Source organism: Peribacillus saganii (genome assembly GCF_003429095.1).
Lineage (GTDB): Bacteria > Bacillota > Bacilli > Bacillales > DSM-1321 > Peribacillus > Peribacillus saganii.
The window spans coordinates 12,513-28,388 of the sequence record NZ_QVTE01000024.1; the positions used below are offsets into that span (position 1 = coordinate 12,513).

18 protein-coding genes are annotated in these 15,876 nt (G+C 37.3%); 14 read left to right on the forward strand and 4 right to left on the reverse strand.

The features are described 5' to 3' along the window. Positions 1-127 precede the first annotated feature (127 nt). Complete coding sequence (locus D0469_RS09110) at positions 128-826, forward strand: HAD family hydrolase (RefSeq protein WP_117326438.1); 699 nt, start codon at positions 128-130, stop codon at positions 824-826. Positions 827-1,046: 220 nt separating this feature from the next. Here the strand turns inward: D0469_RS09110 and istB are convergent, their stop codons facing one another. Then, positions 1,047-1,772: an IS21-like element helper ATPase IstB gene (istB, locus tag D0469_RS09115; protein WP_117326439.1), complete on the reverse strand. Its 726-nt coding sequence runs from the start codon at positions 1,770-1,772 to the stop codon at positions 1,047-1,049. 2 nt (positions 1,773-1,774) lie between these two features. Beyond that, a complete protein-coding gene (gene istA, locus D0469_RS09120) occupies positions 1,775-3,184 on the reverse strand; it encodes an IS21 family transposase (RefSeq protein ID WP_117326440.1) in 1,410 nt (469 codons plus the stop codon). Between the two features lie 446 nt (positions 3,185-3,630). On the opposite strand from istA, the gene D0469_RS21065 reads away from it, so the two are divergent. Together D0469_RS21065 and D0469_RS09130 are read left to right on the forward strand one after the other, a co-directional pair. Further along, on the forward strand, positions 3,631-4,068 hold the full coding sequence (locus D0469_RS21065) for a hypothetical protein (RefSeq protein ID WP_117326441.1): 438 nt from the start codon (positions 3,631-3,633) through the stop codon (positions 4,066-4,068). A gap of 225 nt (positions 4,069-4,293) precedes the next feature. Then, positions 4,294-5,448 (forward strand): S1C family serine protease, encoded by a 1,155-nt coding sequence (locus tag D0469_RS09130; RefSeq protein ID WP_117326442.1) that lies wholly within the window; start codon positions 4,294-4,296, stop codon positions 5,446-5,448. A 292-nt stretch (positions 5,449-5,740) separates the two neighbouring features. On the opposite strand, the gene D0469_RS22130 is transcribed toward D0469_RS09130, so the two are convergent. After that, positions 5,741-5,935: a WecB/TagA/CpsF family glycosyltransferase gene (locus tag D0469_RS22130; protein WP_158553403.1), complete on the reverse strand. Its 195-nt coding sequence runs from the start codon at positions 5,933-5,935 to the stop codon at positions 5,741-5,743. Positions 5,936-6,074: 139 nt separating this feature from the next. Here D0469_RS22130 and D0469_RS09140 point away from each other — a divergent pair, with 139 nt between their 5' ends. From D0469_RS09140 to D0469_RS09175, 8 genes are all read left to right on the forward strand, one after another. Beyond that, positions 6,075-6,650 carry a plasmid pRiA4b ORF-3 family protein gene (locus tag D0469_RS09140; RefSeq protein ID WP_117326444.1) on the forward strand — a complete coding sequence of 192 codons (576 nt, stop codon included), beginning with the start codon at positions 6,075-6,077 and terminating at the stop codon, positions 6,648-6,650. Positions 6,651-6,958: 308 nt separating this feature from the next. After that, on the forward strand, positions 6,959-7,534 hold the full coding sequence (locus D0469_RS09145) for a transposase (protein WP_117326445.1): 576 nt from the start codon (positions 6,959-6,961) through the stop codon (positions 7,532-7,534). Beyond that, positions 7,519-9,069 carry a YifB family Mg chelatase-like AAA ATPase gene (locus D0469_RS09150; protein ID WP_117326446.1) on the forward strand — a complete coding sequence of 517 codons (1,551 nt, stop codon included), beginning with the start codon at positions 7,519-7,521 and terminating at the stop codon, positions 9,067-9,069. The genes D0469_RS09145 and D0469_RS09150 overlap by 16 nt, the downstream gene beginning before the upstream one ends. A 591-nt stretch (positions 9,070-9,660) precedes the next feature. Continuing rightward, complete coding sequence (locus D0469_RS09155) at positions 9,661-10,041, forward strand: hypothetical protein (RefSeq protein ID WP_117326447.1); 381 nt, start codon at positions 9,661-9,663, stop codon at positions 10,039-10,041. A 25-nt stretch (positions 10,042-10,066) separates the two neighbouring features. Further along, on the forward strand, positions 10,067-10,267 hold the full coding sequence (locus D0469_RS09160; RefSeq protein ID WP_117326448.1) for a hypothetical protein: 201 nt from the start codon (positions 10,067-10,069) through the stop codon (positions 10,265-10,267). 170 nt (positions 10,268-10,437) lie between these two features. Next, entirely contained in the window at positions 10,438-11,142 is a 705-nt protein-coding gene (locus D0469_RS09165; RefSeq protein ID WP_117326449.1) for a hypothetical protein, read from the forward strand. A gap of 387 nt (positions 11,143-11,529) precedes the next feature. After that, on the forward strand, positions 11,530-12,492 hold the full coding sequence (locus tag D0469_RS09170; RefSeq protein ID WP_117326450.1) for a ParB/RepB/Spo0J family partition protein: 963 nt from the start codon (positions 11,530-11,532) through the stop codon (positions 12,490-12,492). 85 nt (positions 12,493-12,577) lie between these two features. Further along, a complete protein-coding gene (locus D0469_RS09175) occupies positions 12,578-12,814 on the forward strand; it encodes an ATP-binding protein (protein WP_233522999.1) in 237 nt (78 codons plus the stop codon). 223 nt (positions 12,815-13,037) lie between these two features. Here the strand turns inward: D0469_RS09175 and D0469_RS09180 are convergent, their stop codons facing one another. Beyond that, positions 13,038-13,502 (reverse strand): hypothetical protein, encoded by a 465-nt coding sequence (locus D0469_RS09180; RefSeq protein ID WP_117326452.1) that lies wholly within the window; start codon positions 13,500-13,502, stop codon positions 13,038-13,040. Between the two features lie 535 nt (positions 13,503-14,037). Between D0469_RS09180 and D0469_RS09185 the strand changes: the two genes are divergently transcribed. From D0469_RS09185 to D0469_RS09190, 3 genes are all read left to right on the forward strand, one after another. Beyond that, complete coding sequence (locus tag D0469_RS09185) at positions 14,038-14,679, forward strand: hypothetical protein (protein ID WP_117326453.1); 642 nt, start codon at positions 14,038-14,040, stop codon at positions 14,677-14,679. Between the two features lie 377 nt (positions 14,680-15,056). Next, positions 15,057-15,203 (forward strand): hypothetical protein, encoded by a 147-nt coding sequence (locus D0469_RS21070; RefSeq protein ID WP_158553404.1) that lies wholly within the window; start codon positions 15,057-15,059, stop codon positions 15,201-15,203. 7 nt (positions 15,204-15,210) lie between these two features. Further along, on the forward strand, positions 15,211-15,711 hold the full coding sequence (locus tag D0469_RS09190) for a VanZ family protein (RefSeq protein ID WP_117326454.1): 501 nt from the start codon (positions 15,211-15,213) through the stop codon (positions 15,709-15,711). Positions 15,712-15,876: the final 165 nt, after the last annotated feature.

The following is a 15,876-nucleotide window of genomic DNA, read 5'->3' on the forward strand; positions in this document are numbered from 1 at the left end:
CAATATTTTACCATGATTTTAATGTATCTATATTAAAAATTAATAAGTGTTTGAAAAGAATGGTATGATTAAAATAACAATTGTGGATTGGGTTGTATAAACTCATTAGACTAGGAAGGCAGATAAAATGAAATATAAAATGATTGTATTCGACCTGGATGGAACTCTTGCTGAAGCTGGTAAAGGGATTGAAAGACATGTTGCGAATCAAATTAAAGATCTAGAGGAAATGGGCTACACCATTGTTTTTAACTCAGGAAAAAATGCTGCATACCTTTCTGGGTTCGCAAGGGGAATCGGCATCAGTAGACCCATAGTCATCGGTGAAAACGGGAGTATCCTCTTATATCCATTTGAAAATAGAGAAATTCAGCTTGTTGAAAGAGGAGACATACTAGATGAAATCAAGGAAAAGGTCCTTGAAACCTTCACTGATAAAGTTTGGCTCCAACCCAATCAAGTAGCCTTAACATTCTTTCCTAAAAACAGAGAACACATCACAGAGTTATCTGAGTTTATGAGTGACTTAGTCAATCAACACGAAGATGGTTATGTGATGTACACTCATATAGATGCCATAGATATCATCCCGAAAAACGTACATAAAGGAGTCTCTATGCTAGAGCTTTTTCGTCAAGAAAAAATAACAAAAGATGAAGTTATTGCAGTTGGTGACTCCACTAACGACATACCGATGCTTACAGAAGCAGGCCTATCCATTATAATTGGTAACAAACTTAAACTAGAGGGTGCAAAGCAATTTGATACGATTGAAGAGGCGCTAGAGTTTATTAAGCGTCAGGGACTGTCCTTGGGCAGATTGTAAGATTTGTTTTTCTGTGAAGAACAGCGAGATTGTTGTTTCTATGCTTAATATTTAGGTTTAGTTTTATTAGTTTTCTTATAGATATTATCGATATGGATACGGAAATCTATTAAAAAAGCCTAGCTTTCAATCGAGGGCACTGAAAAAGTTGTATTTTGCAAGAAAAAAGTGCAGAGTTGCGCAAGACTATTTGCAGAGTTTTGCCACCCAATTTCAATAACTATCTGGCCTTAGACAGTGCGTTTGAAAGCCTGTAACTTCCACCATTGAACGTTAAGACGTGTGCGTGATGAATTAATCGATCTACTAAAGCAGCTGTTAATCTTGAGTCAATAAATATGCGATTCCATTGACTAAACTCAAGATTTGAAGTAATGATTATGCTTTTCTGTTCATACCAATCTGCAATAAGTTGAAACAATAATTCTGATCCTTCCTTGCTGAAAGGTAGATAGCCCATTTCGTCCAGAATAATTAAATCTACCTTTTCAAACCGTTTCCTAAAGGAAGGCAATTTTTCCTGTTTTAATGCCTGTTCTAATTGTTCGATGAGGAGAGAAACACGATAGAATCTCACCTCATATCCCATTTCACATGCTTTTCTTCCTAATCCTGTTGCTAAATGGGACTTTCCAGTCCCAGGTGAGCCAATTAATACGACATTCTGTTTTTGTTTGATAAAATCAAGGCTCATTAAACAATCTTTATCGATTTGTGTTGGAAATCGAATTCTCTCGTTCCATTCATAATTACTTAAACTCTTAGAGTCTAAAAATTTGGCATTTTTTATAAGGCGCTGCACCTTTGCTTTATCGCGTAAACGAAACTCTTCTTTAAATAACGATTCTAAATATTGTGTAGGAGAGTCGAATTGGATTGTCTCGTAAATTTCCGAAACATAGGCCAATCTTAATAACTTACACATAGAACGGATAGTGTCACTCATAATTACTCACTCCTTTCTAGTGGCGCCAAGGAATCATACTCCGACCAGTCTAGCCCGAAGGGGTTCTCGTTCTTCCCAGAAATTAAATCAAAAAATTCCTCATTAATTCTTTTCATATCATGTGTTACGAGTAAATTAACTAATTCTAGTAATCTCTCTTTGCGAACCACTAAATCATCAACCATCAAGTAATCATTAACTCGTCCCGGTAGGTATTTTTGATATCTTGAATAAGGGACTACTCTTGGTTTTCGAATCCAATCCTTGAAGATTGATATCCATGGAATAGCTCGTTTTTTGTTCATGTATGGTCTAAAATCTTCTAACAGAATTTCCCCATCGGAGGAAACAGCTTTAAATTTATCCCAATTTAATACGAAATAAATAAATGGATAATTTGATGCTTTTGGAATATGTATTAATGTATTATCTATCTTCGCTTCATTAAACTTATTCACCTTTGTTTCTACCTCTTTAAAGACTGGATAATCTTCCGTTGGTAACTCTAGTAAAAAGTTCTTCTCTATATTCCAAAGATCCTCAATCATTACTTGTTTTTCATAATGAAGTCTTTGCCTATCGTTTTGCAGTTGAACACGAAGTGTTTCCGTTAATTCTTCATAGCTATTCATTACTGGAGATGTTGTAAAAAAGTTGTACCGAATATAACCTACTTTATTTTCAACACTACCCTTCTCATGTCCACTGCGTGGATTACAAACCTGGACTTCAAACCCATAATGGTTTTGGAATTGGATAAAAGCATCTGTTAATTTTGCTTCTTCGGTTTTTGATCTCACCTTCTTAACGGCTGGTGTTAAATTATCAATTCTTATTCTTCGGGGAACACCCTCCGATTGTGAAAATAAGAGTTTCAGCCCCTGAAGAAAACATTCTTGATTTTCGGATGGTAATGGTACCGCAAAAGCTGTATTACTATGTGGATAGGACATGACTAATACATGAGTATCCATAAACTCTCCATCTTTTACAACTTCCATTAAGCCAAAGTCTACTTGTGCTTCGCCTGGAGGATGTTCTAACCGATCGTGACCTTTATCAAGTTCTTCGTTATGGCTATTTTCCCAGTCGGATATAAAATAACAGACTGTTCTGTAAGAACCAGTAAAACCAAGGTCCAAAAGTTCTTTAAACATCTGTTTTTTTGTTCGCCTTAACTTTTTCTTTAATTTGCTATCTTCAAAGAGCCAATCTGAAACTATTTCTCCCCATTTATCTGTATACATCATTCCATTGGATTGTTTAATCTTAGAATCAGGTAATTGATCCTCATCGGCATATTTCTTAGCTGTCCTCCAATTAATCCCTAATGTTTCCTTAATCTTTGTTATAGATAATCCTTTTTTGTTTCTTAGGTGTTTGATACAATTAATATCAGACATTGCTAGCATCCTTTCATGATCCTCCACTCTGTATTGATTCGACACCATTACAGTAGAGGGACTTGGGGTGGCTGGCAAGTCTTTTTTTATGCACCTATTAAATAAAGTGCAGGACTCTGCATTTTCCTTTTGCAAAGCTCTGCACTTCTATTTTGCAATACACAAAAGTCCTCTAAATAAAGGTAGGATTTCTCGATTATTTTGAGGAATCCTACCTTTTTGTTTTATAATTACTTTATAAAAATCGAGCGGGTGATTTCAGAATTAAGGAGTCTGACCCCCACATACGTTAAAGTATTAAAGGGAGGCCTGGTTGCTGTTCAATCATAAATGTTTCTGATAATTTATTTTTGAGCTGTTATTGCTATCCCAAAATGACCAAAAGTTCTTTTAAAAGCTCTGACTCCTTTTTTCACGAATTCCCATTCTCCTGTTAGCTCAGTTAGCCACCATCGTTGCCCGCTATTTCAAAGTGGAAACATGAAAATCACCATTGGGTTCAGCCAATATATGATGTATTAAAAGGATACAAGCTTCCATTAAATGGTTATGCAAATGATAAAATAAAAGATGCTCCTGTTACTCGTGGGACACTTGCTCAAGTTTTCGCAACAGCTGTTTTGGGAAAGCCAACAGATTTAAGAAGCGCTGTACAATTCATGTATGACAATGGTTTAGCAACAGCGCGCAACGGACAAAAAACGTATGAAAGCTATAACGTGAATGAAATATTGAATAGAGGGCAAATTTCAGCCTTCTTTATGTGTCTGGATGCCAAAGGATTTACAGAGATAAAAGTAAACCAATATTGGAGACAAGACGCCCATATAAAAGAAGCCTCGTATATAACGGGGCTTTTCTTACGCTGTTTATGCGATAGAATTTTTCCATAATATTCATTAGTTTACGGAAATCAATTTTATTTTTCATAGAAGGCCAGTACGACAGTCGCCGGACTGTTATTTGAATCTGGTCTAGTCTTAATTTTAGATAAAGCTATGCATATAGGCAGACCGTCATCATGTAATCCGTTGGGCTTGGCTGCTTTAATAGTAAAAAAAACTGCCGATATAATTAGTAATTAAAAAATAGTAAGAAAGCATGAGGTGAATTGAACTATGAAAACAGCGCTTAAATTCAAGTTTCTTGTATTTTCTGTTGCAGCATTATTGGGATTATCGGCTTGCGGCACGAAGGAAAATACGGAAGCTAAGACCGAACCTGAAATCATCGTGAAAGAAGTAAAAACCGTTCAAGTAGTTGAGAAGCAAACAGCGGTGCCCAATGCGTCAGTGAAAGAAGAGAAAACTCTAAAAGATATCATCCAATTCTCGGAGGACAAAGTTTTTCAAGTCATCGCAGGTCCTTCCCTTGGTTCTGCCTTCTTGTATGATAACAAAGGGCATATTGTCACGAATGCCCATGTTGTTGCTGGATACAAGGATGTAGAGATCCAAACAGTTAATAATGAAATTCTGGCAGGAACAGTGATTGGGATTGGCGATGAAACGGATGTAGCTGTAATTCATGTGCCTGCCCTGGAAGGTAAGCAGCCGCTCTCAGTATCCAAGGACCAGGCAGTGAAGGGAGAGGAAGTAATCACGTTCGGCAGCCCCAACGGACTTAAAGACTCTGTATCAACAGGTATAATAAGCGGTCTCAAACGGGATTTCGAAATACCTCCTTTTGTTTATGAAGATGTGTATCAAACCACGGCTCCGATTTTTCCGGGAAGCAGCGGAGGTCCGTTAATTCATAAGCAGACAGGCGAAGTTATCGCAATCAACAGCGCTTCTTATGTCAATCAATCCGCCCTTGGATTTTCGATCCCGGTACAGCAGGTTATTCCATTTATCGATTCCTGGATTCAAAACCCGATGGTGTGGGAAGAAGTACAGGAATATGATGAATTCTATAATGAGTATAACATGTGGGATATTCCCGAAGACGCCTATAACGAGTATGGTGAAGGAGGGGAAGCGTACTACGAAGAGCCTTATTCTGAAACTGAAGAGTCCTATCAAGAGTATTATGAAACAGAGGAAAGCTATGAAGAGGCTGTGCCCGAAGAAGATACTGGCTCTTTCATTGAAGAGGAATATCAGGAAGAACCGGCTATTAGCTACGATGAGGAACCTGTAGCAGAAGAGGAAACCGAATCTTCCAATTACGAAACAGAAGAATATCCGGAAGAAAACATTGAAGAAGGATTTGTGGAAGAAACAGACATACCTGCTGAAGATGGAACGGAAGCTGGTTATAGTGAATATTAGGCATTTATAAAACGAAAAAGAAGCTAACTCTGCGCTGAGCCATAACCGGGGGCAGAGTGGCTTCTTTTTAATATTTCAGCAGAAACAGGTTAAAACTCTATTTCTTCAGGGTTCTACTAAACTATTAAGTTGAATAACAAGCTGCGAGGATACCGGCCCTTTCATTTGGTTTTATCCGATCCCAAGGTAATCAGATAGTTGCCTTTGGTCATATAAGTTAAGGCAAGCGATTTGATTAATGAGCAACTTTCTGCCAATGACCTGTTACGAGTAGAACCGGTTAAAATGAATTTCAATCGGGGGAGTGAGACGGCCTGTTTTTATTCAAACTGAGAAAAGAAGTTAATTTGTTATACAGTATCAATGTTGTAAACACAAATGAATTTTTTGCTTTATCCATTCTCCTGGGATGAATGAGTAAACGATACGCCCATTCTAAATGTGCTTTTCTTAAAGCGAGGGGGGATCGTTTGACCTGTCCAGACAATAAAATCCAGTGCCTGACCCCACATGCGTTAAAGTGTTAAAGGGTAGACTGGTTGCTGCCTATTGATTTGGTTTTATCAGTCGAGTGTGTTGGGAATGGATGGTATAATGGTTGCATCTTATAAAGAGGAGAGGGTTGAATGGATACGAGGGGGAAGAAGGGTCCTGTTATTTACGAATTTCGAATTACTCTGCGCGAATTGGAGCCATCGATATATAGGGATTTTCGTGTCTCAGACCGAATTACCTTAAAGAAGCTTCACAAAATAATTCAAATTGTGATGGGCTGGGAGGGTTACCATCTTTACGAGTTTAAATATGGCCCTTTTAGATATGGCATTCCGGATGATGAATATTTTATTCCGGGGACTTATCTTCAAGATGCCTCGAAGGTAAAGCTGAGCTCCCTAAATCTTGAGCCAAAGGATGTTCTTATATACAACTATGACTTTGGAGATGACTGGAGCCACCTTTTAGAAGTGCAGCATTCTTATTATTCTCAGGGAGGAAAAGTGATTCCGGAGTGTCTGAAAGGTGAAAGGGCATGCCCGCCGGAGGATGTCGGAGGTGTGCATGGCTATCAGCATTTCCTTGATGTCATTTCGGACCCTAGTAATGAAGAGTATGAGCACTTGCTTGCATGGAGTGGGGGAAACTTCAATCCTCATTTTTTTGATTTGGATGAGGTAAACAGGAAGTTATCCAAATTAAGGTGATGGATGCGGAAACGGTCTCTGTCTATTTGGCAGAGTTACTCTTTAAACAAACAAGGTCAGGACCTTTAAAAGGATATTGCAAGAGAAATTGGTTTGGTCTAATCAAGCAAATTACAAGGGTTTGACGTGGGATTTGAAAGAACTGTTTTCTTAGTGTACCTAAACTACACATATGGTGAAGTATTAATCGCTAGCTTGGTTGTCGCTGAGCTGGTTTTTTTGTTTTGATTCTTGACGAATGGGGAGGAGTGGATTATGATTTAAGTGTAGAACATATGTTCTCCATTTGGGTTAAAGGAGGTATTTGTATGCCGAGGCAGCCTCGGGTTTGGTATCCGGGTGCGATGTATCATATTGTTGCCAGAGGAAATAGGCGTTCGGCGATATTCACAGATCATCTAGATTACAAAATGTACTTAGCCATTTTGGAAGATGTCCGCATCATGATGCCTTTTGTTTTACACTCCTACTGCTTAATGACCAACCACCTTCACCTTCAGCTCGAAACTGCTCATCACCATATCCAATATATCATGAAAGAAATGCACTCCCGCTATGCTGTTTACCTGAATCAGAGATTGAAGACGGATGGCCACGTTTTTCAGGGCCGTTATGGAGCGAAGTTAATTGAAACAGATGCCTACTTTTTAGAAGTAAGCCGGTATATACATCGGAACCCCTTAGAAGCTAAAATGGTCGTGAACCTTGGCGATTATCAGTGGAGCAGTTATGCCTCCTATGTAAATCCTCTTAATTTTAATCCTCATGTGAACCACAATAAAACATTATCCTATTTCCCTGCACCGGTTGAAAAGAAGTATAAAATATTTGTTGAAAAAAACCTGAATAAGAATGAGGAGGGGCAAATATGTGTGCCAGAGTAGCCAGTGTAGGTTTAAGAGGGCTGGAGGGTTATCTTGTCTACGCTGAAGTGAAAGCAATGGTCGGCGTCGATTCGATTGTGATTGTTGGGTTGCCGGATGCAGCTGTGAAAGAATCAAAGGAACGGATTGCGGCTGCCTTTCATTCATTAGGATATTCACTATCAAGTAAAAAGATTATTATTCATTTGTCGCCCGCCGAGATGAAGAAGAATGGTCCGATGTTTGATTTAGCCATGGCGATTAGCGTGTTAATCAGTCTAAAGGAGCTAAAGATGGCCATTCCGGAACATATTGGTTTCATCGGTGCTCTTTCATTAGATGGCAGAGTTCAGCCGGTTGAGGGAATGCTTCCAGCAGTACTGGCTGCCAAAAAGCTGGGTCTAAAAAAACTGTACATGCCCTTTGATGAAAGATTACCTGTTCTGGACTTTAAGGAAATGGATATTATCTACATATCATCATTGGAAGAGGTAATTCACCATCTCAATGGGCAGATGATCACCCCGCTGGTTCCAAAGCCTAAAGAACTGGAAACAGGCACAAATTTTACTGACTTTCAGCAGATTGTAGGCCATCCCTATGCTAAATATGCTTTAGAGGTAGCGGCTGCAGGGGAACACCATATTTTCATGACTGGCCCGCCAGGCTGCGGGAAAAGCCTTTTGTCAGAAAGCTTTCCATCCATTATGCCCCCTCTATCAAACGAAGCACAGCTTGAAATGATCAGTCTATACCAGCTGAGTGGAAGCTCATGGACCCATACAAAAATACCTCCTTTTCGCAGTCCCCACCATTCCGCATCAGGTGTATCAATCATTGGAGGCGGTCAATTTCCTAAACCTGGAGAAGTTTCATTGGCTCATCGGGGAGTGCTGTTCCTTGATGAAATAGCAGAGTTTACGAAGAAGACGCTCGATATGCTCCGTCAGCCTTTAGAGAGCGGGATCGTAAGCATCAGCCGGACTCAGGCAACCATTACTTATCCAGCTTCATTTATTTTAATCGGGGCCATGAACCCCTGTCCTTGCGGATATACTGGCAGCAATACCCATTATTGTACCTGTAATCCTAAGCAGATTACAGCCTATCAAAATAAAATTTCAGGTCCCTTAAGAGACCGATTTGATATTAATCTATCACTGCGCCCTGTGAATCTGAAATCTGATAAAGGCAATAAGGAAGAACCCTCGTCCAACATAAGAATGCGTGTTGAAGAGGCAAGAAAAAGGCAATACGAGCGGTATGGAAAGGAAATATCTAATGGCAGAGTTTCCTATCATACCTTGTTACAAACAAGCCCCTTAACACAAGAACAAGAGCGGACACTCCAACAGTTCTCTATAAAAAAAAGCTGGAGCAATCGGACTCAAATCAAAATAATCCGTCTGGCCCGAACGGTCTCTGATCTACAGGGAAGCGATACAATTACCGATCAAAGTATTTGGGAAGCAGTGAAATTGAACAACATAAAAGAGATAAAGAATGCATTGGGAACCAGGGTGTATGCACATACACCCGGAAACAATAAATTTTAATTTGGGAAGCCATCACCTTTTTCTTTCCAGGTATCAAGGTTGTGGAACATGTCCCAATAGCATAGGATTGGAAAGGAATGTCTGTCCCATTACCTTGCAGGAGATAAAAGCCTCTTTCGCAAAGGATTCCCTTTCGGTATCACCAACATTCTGCATCTTCTGTCGATATTATGATAAGACCAAAGCTGAAAGCATCTGTCATTCGGCAAGTGCTTTTTCTATGTATAAGTAACGGTGTCTAATCCGACATCGTTTAATTGATAGAATTGCTTTTTTTAAAAAATGAGTATTTTGAATTAGGTTTCAAGGACCGGGATGTGTCATATCACACTAATGGCGGGAACAAGTTATTAAAGGGAAAAATTCTTAGAAGAACCCATTATTTAGAGTTAAATCAAAAGCCCATCACCCTTTGTCGGTGATGGGCCTTTATGTTCATCTTGTATATGGTATCAGATAAACAATGTATGAATTATTACTAAGAAGATTTTATTGATTGATATTACCAATGTGTAAGATAATAAAAGAAATAATATTAAAAATAATCTTTTTGATAATGTAAAAAATAATCTTTTTAAGGAGAAACCCAAAGTGAGCTCTATTCAGAAATATGTTGAAGAACGCATAGCAATGTTAGAAATAGAAAAGATACCAAAACCAGTGAAGTTTTCAGTTTCTATTGAAAATGAAACGAATTTTCGATTGCAGTACCTTGCAAAAGAATTAGAAACAAGTAGAGCAAATTTAGCTGCTGATTTTATTCAACTTGCTATTGTTGAAGCTGAAAAAACACTGGGAATTAATCCGTTTGACTTCGATAGTGAATACGGGAAAGCCTACATAAAAAATTGTGGGGGAAATTTTCATCAAGATGAGACAGGTTATTATCGCGTTAATTCAAATGGAGAGAAGGTTAAGATTACAGATCCAACTAACGAGGAAGAAGTAGATTATAGTTCAAAGTCTAAATAAAAATGTTAGAAAGGTGGCATTAAGTATGAATACAGTTAAAATCAGTGAATACTCGATTCAAGAAAATGAATTGGAAACAAAAATTACTATTGTGGGTAAACAAGAAGACGACACAGAACTCATTATAAAAGGTATTCAGAAGTTAATGTCTCACATTGATGTGAAGCACGCATGTAATGAAGACCATGAAAAGTTTTATAATTATATTGAAACACTGTTATTATGAGTGGCGGATATTGTTGGGTATGAACATATTATTGGGAACAAGTTCCTGATTTAGCGAAGAAGTACAATGAGTATGACGAGCTAGAAGTATCAAGAGATGAAAAAATTAAGTTATTAAAAAATATGGTTGATAACCTTATTACGGCAATTCTATAAAGGGAGTGGCTAATCGTGGCTAATGCTTTGACAAAAGAAGAACTAAACGAACATAAAGTATTTTTTGTTGAAACAACGAAACAGGAAGTTTTTAAGATTGAGAGAAAAGAAAATAGTTATACGATGACGGATGTAACTCCACCGATTTTGGAAAAAGAGATTAATGACTTTTGCAGTATACAATTGCCAAAAAAAGCATTAGATACCCTGAAAGAGAATCCATATTATGATTTTATGAAAGTACGTGGGTTTAAGACGTTTGAAGGAATCGCAAAGAAAGGTCTGTTTGGTTTTACTGGGAAAGACGATAATGGGATGACTGTTACAAGTGGAACCATCGATAAGCTTTATTTCAAACAAGAATTCGGTAACTTTACTCTTAATATCCACCATTTTGTGTTTCCAGGAAAGAAAGTGGAATTAGGAAAGCTATTACAAAACCATTTTGTAATCGAGACTGAAGATGAATCACACACCTTCGAAAAGAGGAAAGATGGCTTTTATTATGATGAGCAAAAATTAATCGCTGTATTTTCAATTGTTAACAAAATAAATGACATATCGATAGAAAATATACTGGCACAAAATATAGAGGGAGAGTTCGATGTTTCTTCCGACATACTATACATAAACCGTCCATTTATTCTTGTTACTGATAACAATGGCAAAGCTAATCTTAGCCTTCGAAATGATCCGGTTAAAAAGGCGTATCGTTTATAAAAACATTGATGTACTTATTGAGTGGAGGGGTGGCAGTGCAAATTAACAAAGCTGGCGAGACATGTGAATTTAACTATAGTGGTAAATGCGCATGCCATGGTAGTGATTATGAATACGGTGGAGAAATTATAGATTTTTAGAAACAAAGAGAATGTTGGGAAATTGGACTATTGGTAGATACATTATCAGAGAGACAAAGGCAAGAAGTACAATGAGCTACATTTTTCCTATTTGCAAAGGCACATTTTAAACTGCATAAAAGTTACTTAATGATTTAATTCCACACCTTTACAGGTGTTGGGCTTTTAATAATGGTTTGTAAAATTTTGTAATAGTACAATTTACTCATTGAATATCCATTAATAAAAATGAAATGGGTGGTTCAACATGAGCAAGCAGCTAAAGAAGATAAGCCTTTCCCGGATAAGGTTGGAGACGAGATATCGAAAAAAGGAGAAGGATTTAAGTTTAGAATTAAGTATTAATAGGCATGGATTAAAAGCTCCTTTAATTGTTGAGGAAGAAGGTAGGAATCAATATGTGCTAGTGGATGGGTACCGTCGTTATTACGCCCTTGAGTTCTTGGGGATGGAAGATGTTGAATGTAGCGTTGAAAAGCTTACATCAGAAGAGGAAAGAATAGTTAAAAGGTTAGGATTAGAATTACACACCAAAAAGAGAACTGCATATCAGTTGGAAAGAATGATTAACCGATTATTAGAAAATGAAAAGTACGATGCCAAATTGATTGCAAGCCTTTGTGATGTCACGGAGGAGACTATAAAGAAATATATACGTGGCTCCGACGTTAATCCAGATTGGCTAAGAAGAGGAGAGCAAACTGGTGCTGGAAGGCATGCATTTACTGATATTCATAAATTAAATATAAGTGAAGAAACGAGGAATTACATTGCTGATAAATATATAGATAGACAGATTAATAAGTCCACTATTGATATCATAAAAAAAGCTACCAATGAGAATGCTTTTAAGGATATAGCCGACGAAAATACAAAACAATGTATTGACCAGATAATCGAGCAGTACACTAAAAACTATGAAACTGTGAAAGAAGTTGTCAATGAAAATAGTTTACAAGCTAGATATATTAAAAGCAGTCATACATTCATGCATAACCAAACTTTAGAATTAATAAAGAAAATAGAGAGGATATTTAGCAACCCATATTACGTGGACTATCTATCGAATAAGCAAAAATATTTGCTTACTAAATCACTCAAGGACTTAATATTAATATTGAATCCGCCTATAAAATGGGCAGACTTTCCCAAGGACGAACTGGTTCATGAAAATTTAGAAGGTGAAGACGGTGGAAGTTTGGAACATTAATATTGTCTTAAAGGTTTATACGTTGAAAAAAATGGGTCTATATATATAGAAAGAACACGATAAATTTTGCTCATCACAAAACGTGGTGAGCATTTTTGGATATGCTGGCACCAATACTCATTATCCTAAGCAGATTACAGCCTATCAAAATAAACTTTCGGGTCCCTTAAGAGACCGATTTGATATTAATCTATCACTGCGCCCTGTTGATCTGAAATCTGATAAAGCCAACAAGGAAGAACCCTCGTTCAGCATAAGAATGCGTGTAGAAAAGGCAAGAAAAAGGCAATACAAAAAGGTATGGAAAGGAAATAGCAAGTGATATTGATTGGAAGTATTGTATATCACGTCTTTTTTTTTGTGTAGTGAATGTAGAATATCAACAGCCTGTTGGAGTAACAGGAAGAATGAAATTTTCCGGAAGAGTAAATTGGCTTGTACGTATTCTGTATCGGGACGGGGGTACCTGTTGCCGCTCTTAATATAGTTTTTTATCATGATAAAGAAACAATTGATGATTTATGGGAATGTACCCTTTTTGTTCGTTACTCATTATAGTCCCATGCGATTTGCCATTTCCCTTTATTGTTTATTACATAAACTTCTTGTTCAAAGCTGAACTTACCATACTTCCCTTTATAAGTTTGTGTGACCTGAAATTTATATGCTTCTTTTTCAGAAGGAGTTTCCTTGGTTATTCGCCAATCCTTTAATTTACCGATCTCTTTAATGTGATATTTAAAGGTCTCAGCTCCAAAATGTCCTATAAATACATGAACCCGGTCTTGCAGATAGGTAGATTTATTCCACTTCTCTTTCATTAAGGGGTGGAACAAATTCCACGATTCAGCAAAATTACCTTCCTGTTCATGGGAGTAAAATTTATCAACAGTTTCTTTCGCCGACTGTTCTGGAGGGTTAAAATCCATACTGATAAATAAAAAAGAAAAACATAAAACCATAATAATGGTGATGCCTATAAGAACTGGAGGTCTTTTTTTACGGCGCATGTTTTACTCCTTTGATTAGTTTAATTAATCAAAGATATGAAGGTTGACCGGTATTTATTATTGCAATGTGATTTGGCACCTTATCCGAATCCTTGTTGTCACCAGGTTTTATGAATAAGTCGTTTGTCTTTATAGGGTATGGGGTTAGAGCAGAGATCACTATATCCGGTTTGCTGAGACCCTGAATAGAGTAACAAAACAACCATTAATCAGTCATCCTGTAAATCAGTACATCTCTTGTTGAAATAATCGGTTAATATTGTCCAGCCATCTCATATAATCTCAAAAAATACCTTTTTTTGGCGGTCCTTATTATCCCTTTAAGGATTGGCTTTGTGATATTCCACCTGCTTCAAGTTACACGTGGCACCCCCTGGGAAGCAGAGCAAACATGTTTTGTTTAAGTAATGAAGAAGGAACTGGGGATATTTGAAGTTGTTAGCTTAATAGGTTTCATATTTTTGGTGTGTTATAATAAATTATCAGATGGGATTTTTATACAGTATTAATATTCACAGAAAGGATGAGTCGAAAATTGAAAGCTAAAAACAAGCTTATAGTTGCCGGTACCCTTATGATCCTTCTTGCCATTTCATTTTTGATAATCAACAATAAATCACTAATTCCTATTCCTATGAACACAAAGGATACGGGGCTAACAGCTAAATCGAACGATCCGCAAAAAATGGATGAATTGGAGAATGAAACTAAAAGTTCGCAATCTGCTACACAGGATGAAAACCAAAATGAACGTGTACAACCTGCTAGTAAGGATGAAAACCAAAATGAACGTGTACAACCTGCTAGTAAGGAAGAGAACCAAAATCAAAGTGCGCTTGGAGAAACGGATGATAAAAATATAGGGACTCCGCCTGCTGAGGGTGATCCTCAAAATATAGCTGCTCCCGTAGGAATTCCTGCTGGAGAAGATAGGAGTACTGAGACAGAAACGGCAGTACCTGAAAAGCCAAAAAGCTCAGGAGGTTTGCATTTCTCTTCAAGACAGGAGGCAATTCAATTCGGCTTAAGCCGCTTTTCGGCTGAGGAAATTGCTATTTATAACAAAGCTTCAAAGAATGGATTAACACCGGAACAGGAAGCAATGGCCCTTAAAATGGCATATTCCCGGTTTTCTGCGGAAGAGATAGCTGCGATTGAAGAAGCTTTAGGACAATAAGACCGGTGGCTAGCTAGAGAAGTAGGTGGCGGCGAACTGGCCCTGTCTCGAGGAATTAATCAGACTTTTGATTAAATTATTTGGGTAGTAATAATCTGCGATGAGGAGTTACTCTTTAAAATTCGGGTGTGCCTTTAAAAAATCAAAAAAATCATCAATCACTACAATTTTACAGGGAAGAATGGTGGATCGGGATTACCGACTCCTTTCGAAAGACTTGCATGGATGCTTCTATAGTTTACTCAAGAAGTTAGTTATATGAATTCTGCTAACCTGCCTTATGTAGACAGAGTCTGCATACATACCTTTTCACCTTTGTCAGTAAAAGATGTAAAATAAAGAACTAGCATAAGCAATAGGATAAGGAGAAAGTAGTTGTGGAAAGTAATAAAGTTGTTGAAAATCATTTTAATATTCTCTTAAAAGAAGCTTATGAAAAAGGTGAAAACAGCTCAGAAGTGACTGTGGAGGAGATGGTTACTGAAATCATAATTAAACTGAGACACATCATGAAGGAGACTTAATGGAAAAGTGAAGTTTAAACCAACATTCGTATTATTTATTCCACTGGTTATCTGGGCTTTCGTTATTTTTTACTTTTCATCACAGCCGTATAAAGAACAGGATATAACTCCATTAATCAGTAAATATGCCAATGGGATCAATTGGAGTGAATATTTTGGCTGGGTACACTTTAGTTACAGTAATTCTATAATTAGCATAGAAAAACTCGGAGTTCCTCATTTCATTGAATTCTTCATCAGAAAGGCAGCCCATCTTTTTATTTTCTTTGTTTTAGGATTTTTAACAATCCGGATTTTGCATAAATATAGTGCTAGTAGATTTATTTCACTGCTTGGATCTTTTTTCTTTATTGTTTTATATGCAGCATTAGATGAACTGCATCAAAAATTCACTGGGGGCCGCACGCCATTGGCTGAGGATGTATTGATTGATTCAATTGGAGGGACTTTAGGAATCCTCGCTTATTTTTTATTTGTTTTTATTAGAGGAAAAAAGAAGAAAAACTAAATGCGATTGATTATTTTCAGGGGTTTCATGCTTTCTTAGCTTTTCGTAATATTGATAACTGCACTCCTAATATAACAAACCCGATGGAAAAGCAATTATATTCTATACCTCTCTATAATAGATTTACACTGCTAAAGTCTCCAACGAATAATATTGAAGAAGGAA

What these genes read in the sequence shown, in the direction of transcription:
- D0469_RS09110 (WP_117326438.1), top strand. Translation starts at nt 128, where the DNA reads ATGAAATATAAAATGATTGTATTCGACCTGGATGGAACTCTTGCTGAA.
- istB (WP_117326439.1), bottom strand. Translation starts at nt 1,772, where the DNA reads ATGAGTGACACTATCCGTTCTATGTGTAAGTTATTAAGATTGGCCTAT.
- istA (WP_117326440.1), bottom strand. Translation starts at nt 3,184, where the DNA reads ATGCTAGCAATGTCTGATATTAATTGTATCAAACACCTAAGAAACAAA.
- D0469_RS09130 (WP_117326442.1), top strand. Translation starts at nt 4,294, where the DNA reads ATGAAAACAGCGCTTAAATTCAAGTTTCTTGTATTTTCTGTTGCAGCA.
- D0469_RS09140 (WP_117326444.1), top strand. Translation starts at nt 6,075, where the DNA reads ATGGATACGAGGGGGAAGAAGGGTCCTGTTATTTACGAATTTCGAATT.
- D0469_RS09145 (WP_117326445.1), top strand. Translation starts at nt 6,959, where the DNA reads ATGCCGAGGCAGCCTCGGGTTTGGTATCCGGGTGCGATGTATCATATT.
- D0469_RS09150 (WP_117326446.1), top strand. Translation starts at nt 7,519, where the DNA reads ATGTGTGCCAGAGTAGCCAGTGTAGGTTTAAGAGGGCTGGAGGGTTAT.
- D0469_RS09160 (WP_117326448.1), top strand. Translation starts at nt 10,067, where the DNA reads ATGAATACAGTTAAAATCAGTGAATACTCGATTCAAGAAAATGAATTG.
- D0469_RS09170 (WP_117326450.1), top strand. Translation starts at nt 11,530, where the DNA reads ATGAGCAAGCAGCTAAAGAAGATAAGCCTTTCCCGGATAAGGTTGGAG.
- D0469_RS09180 (WP_117326452.1), bottom strand. Translation starts at nt 13,502, where the DNA reads ATGCGCCGTAAAAAAAGACCTCCAGTTCTTATAGGCATCACCATTATT.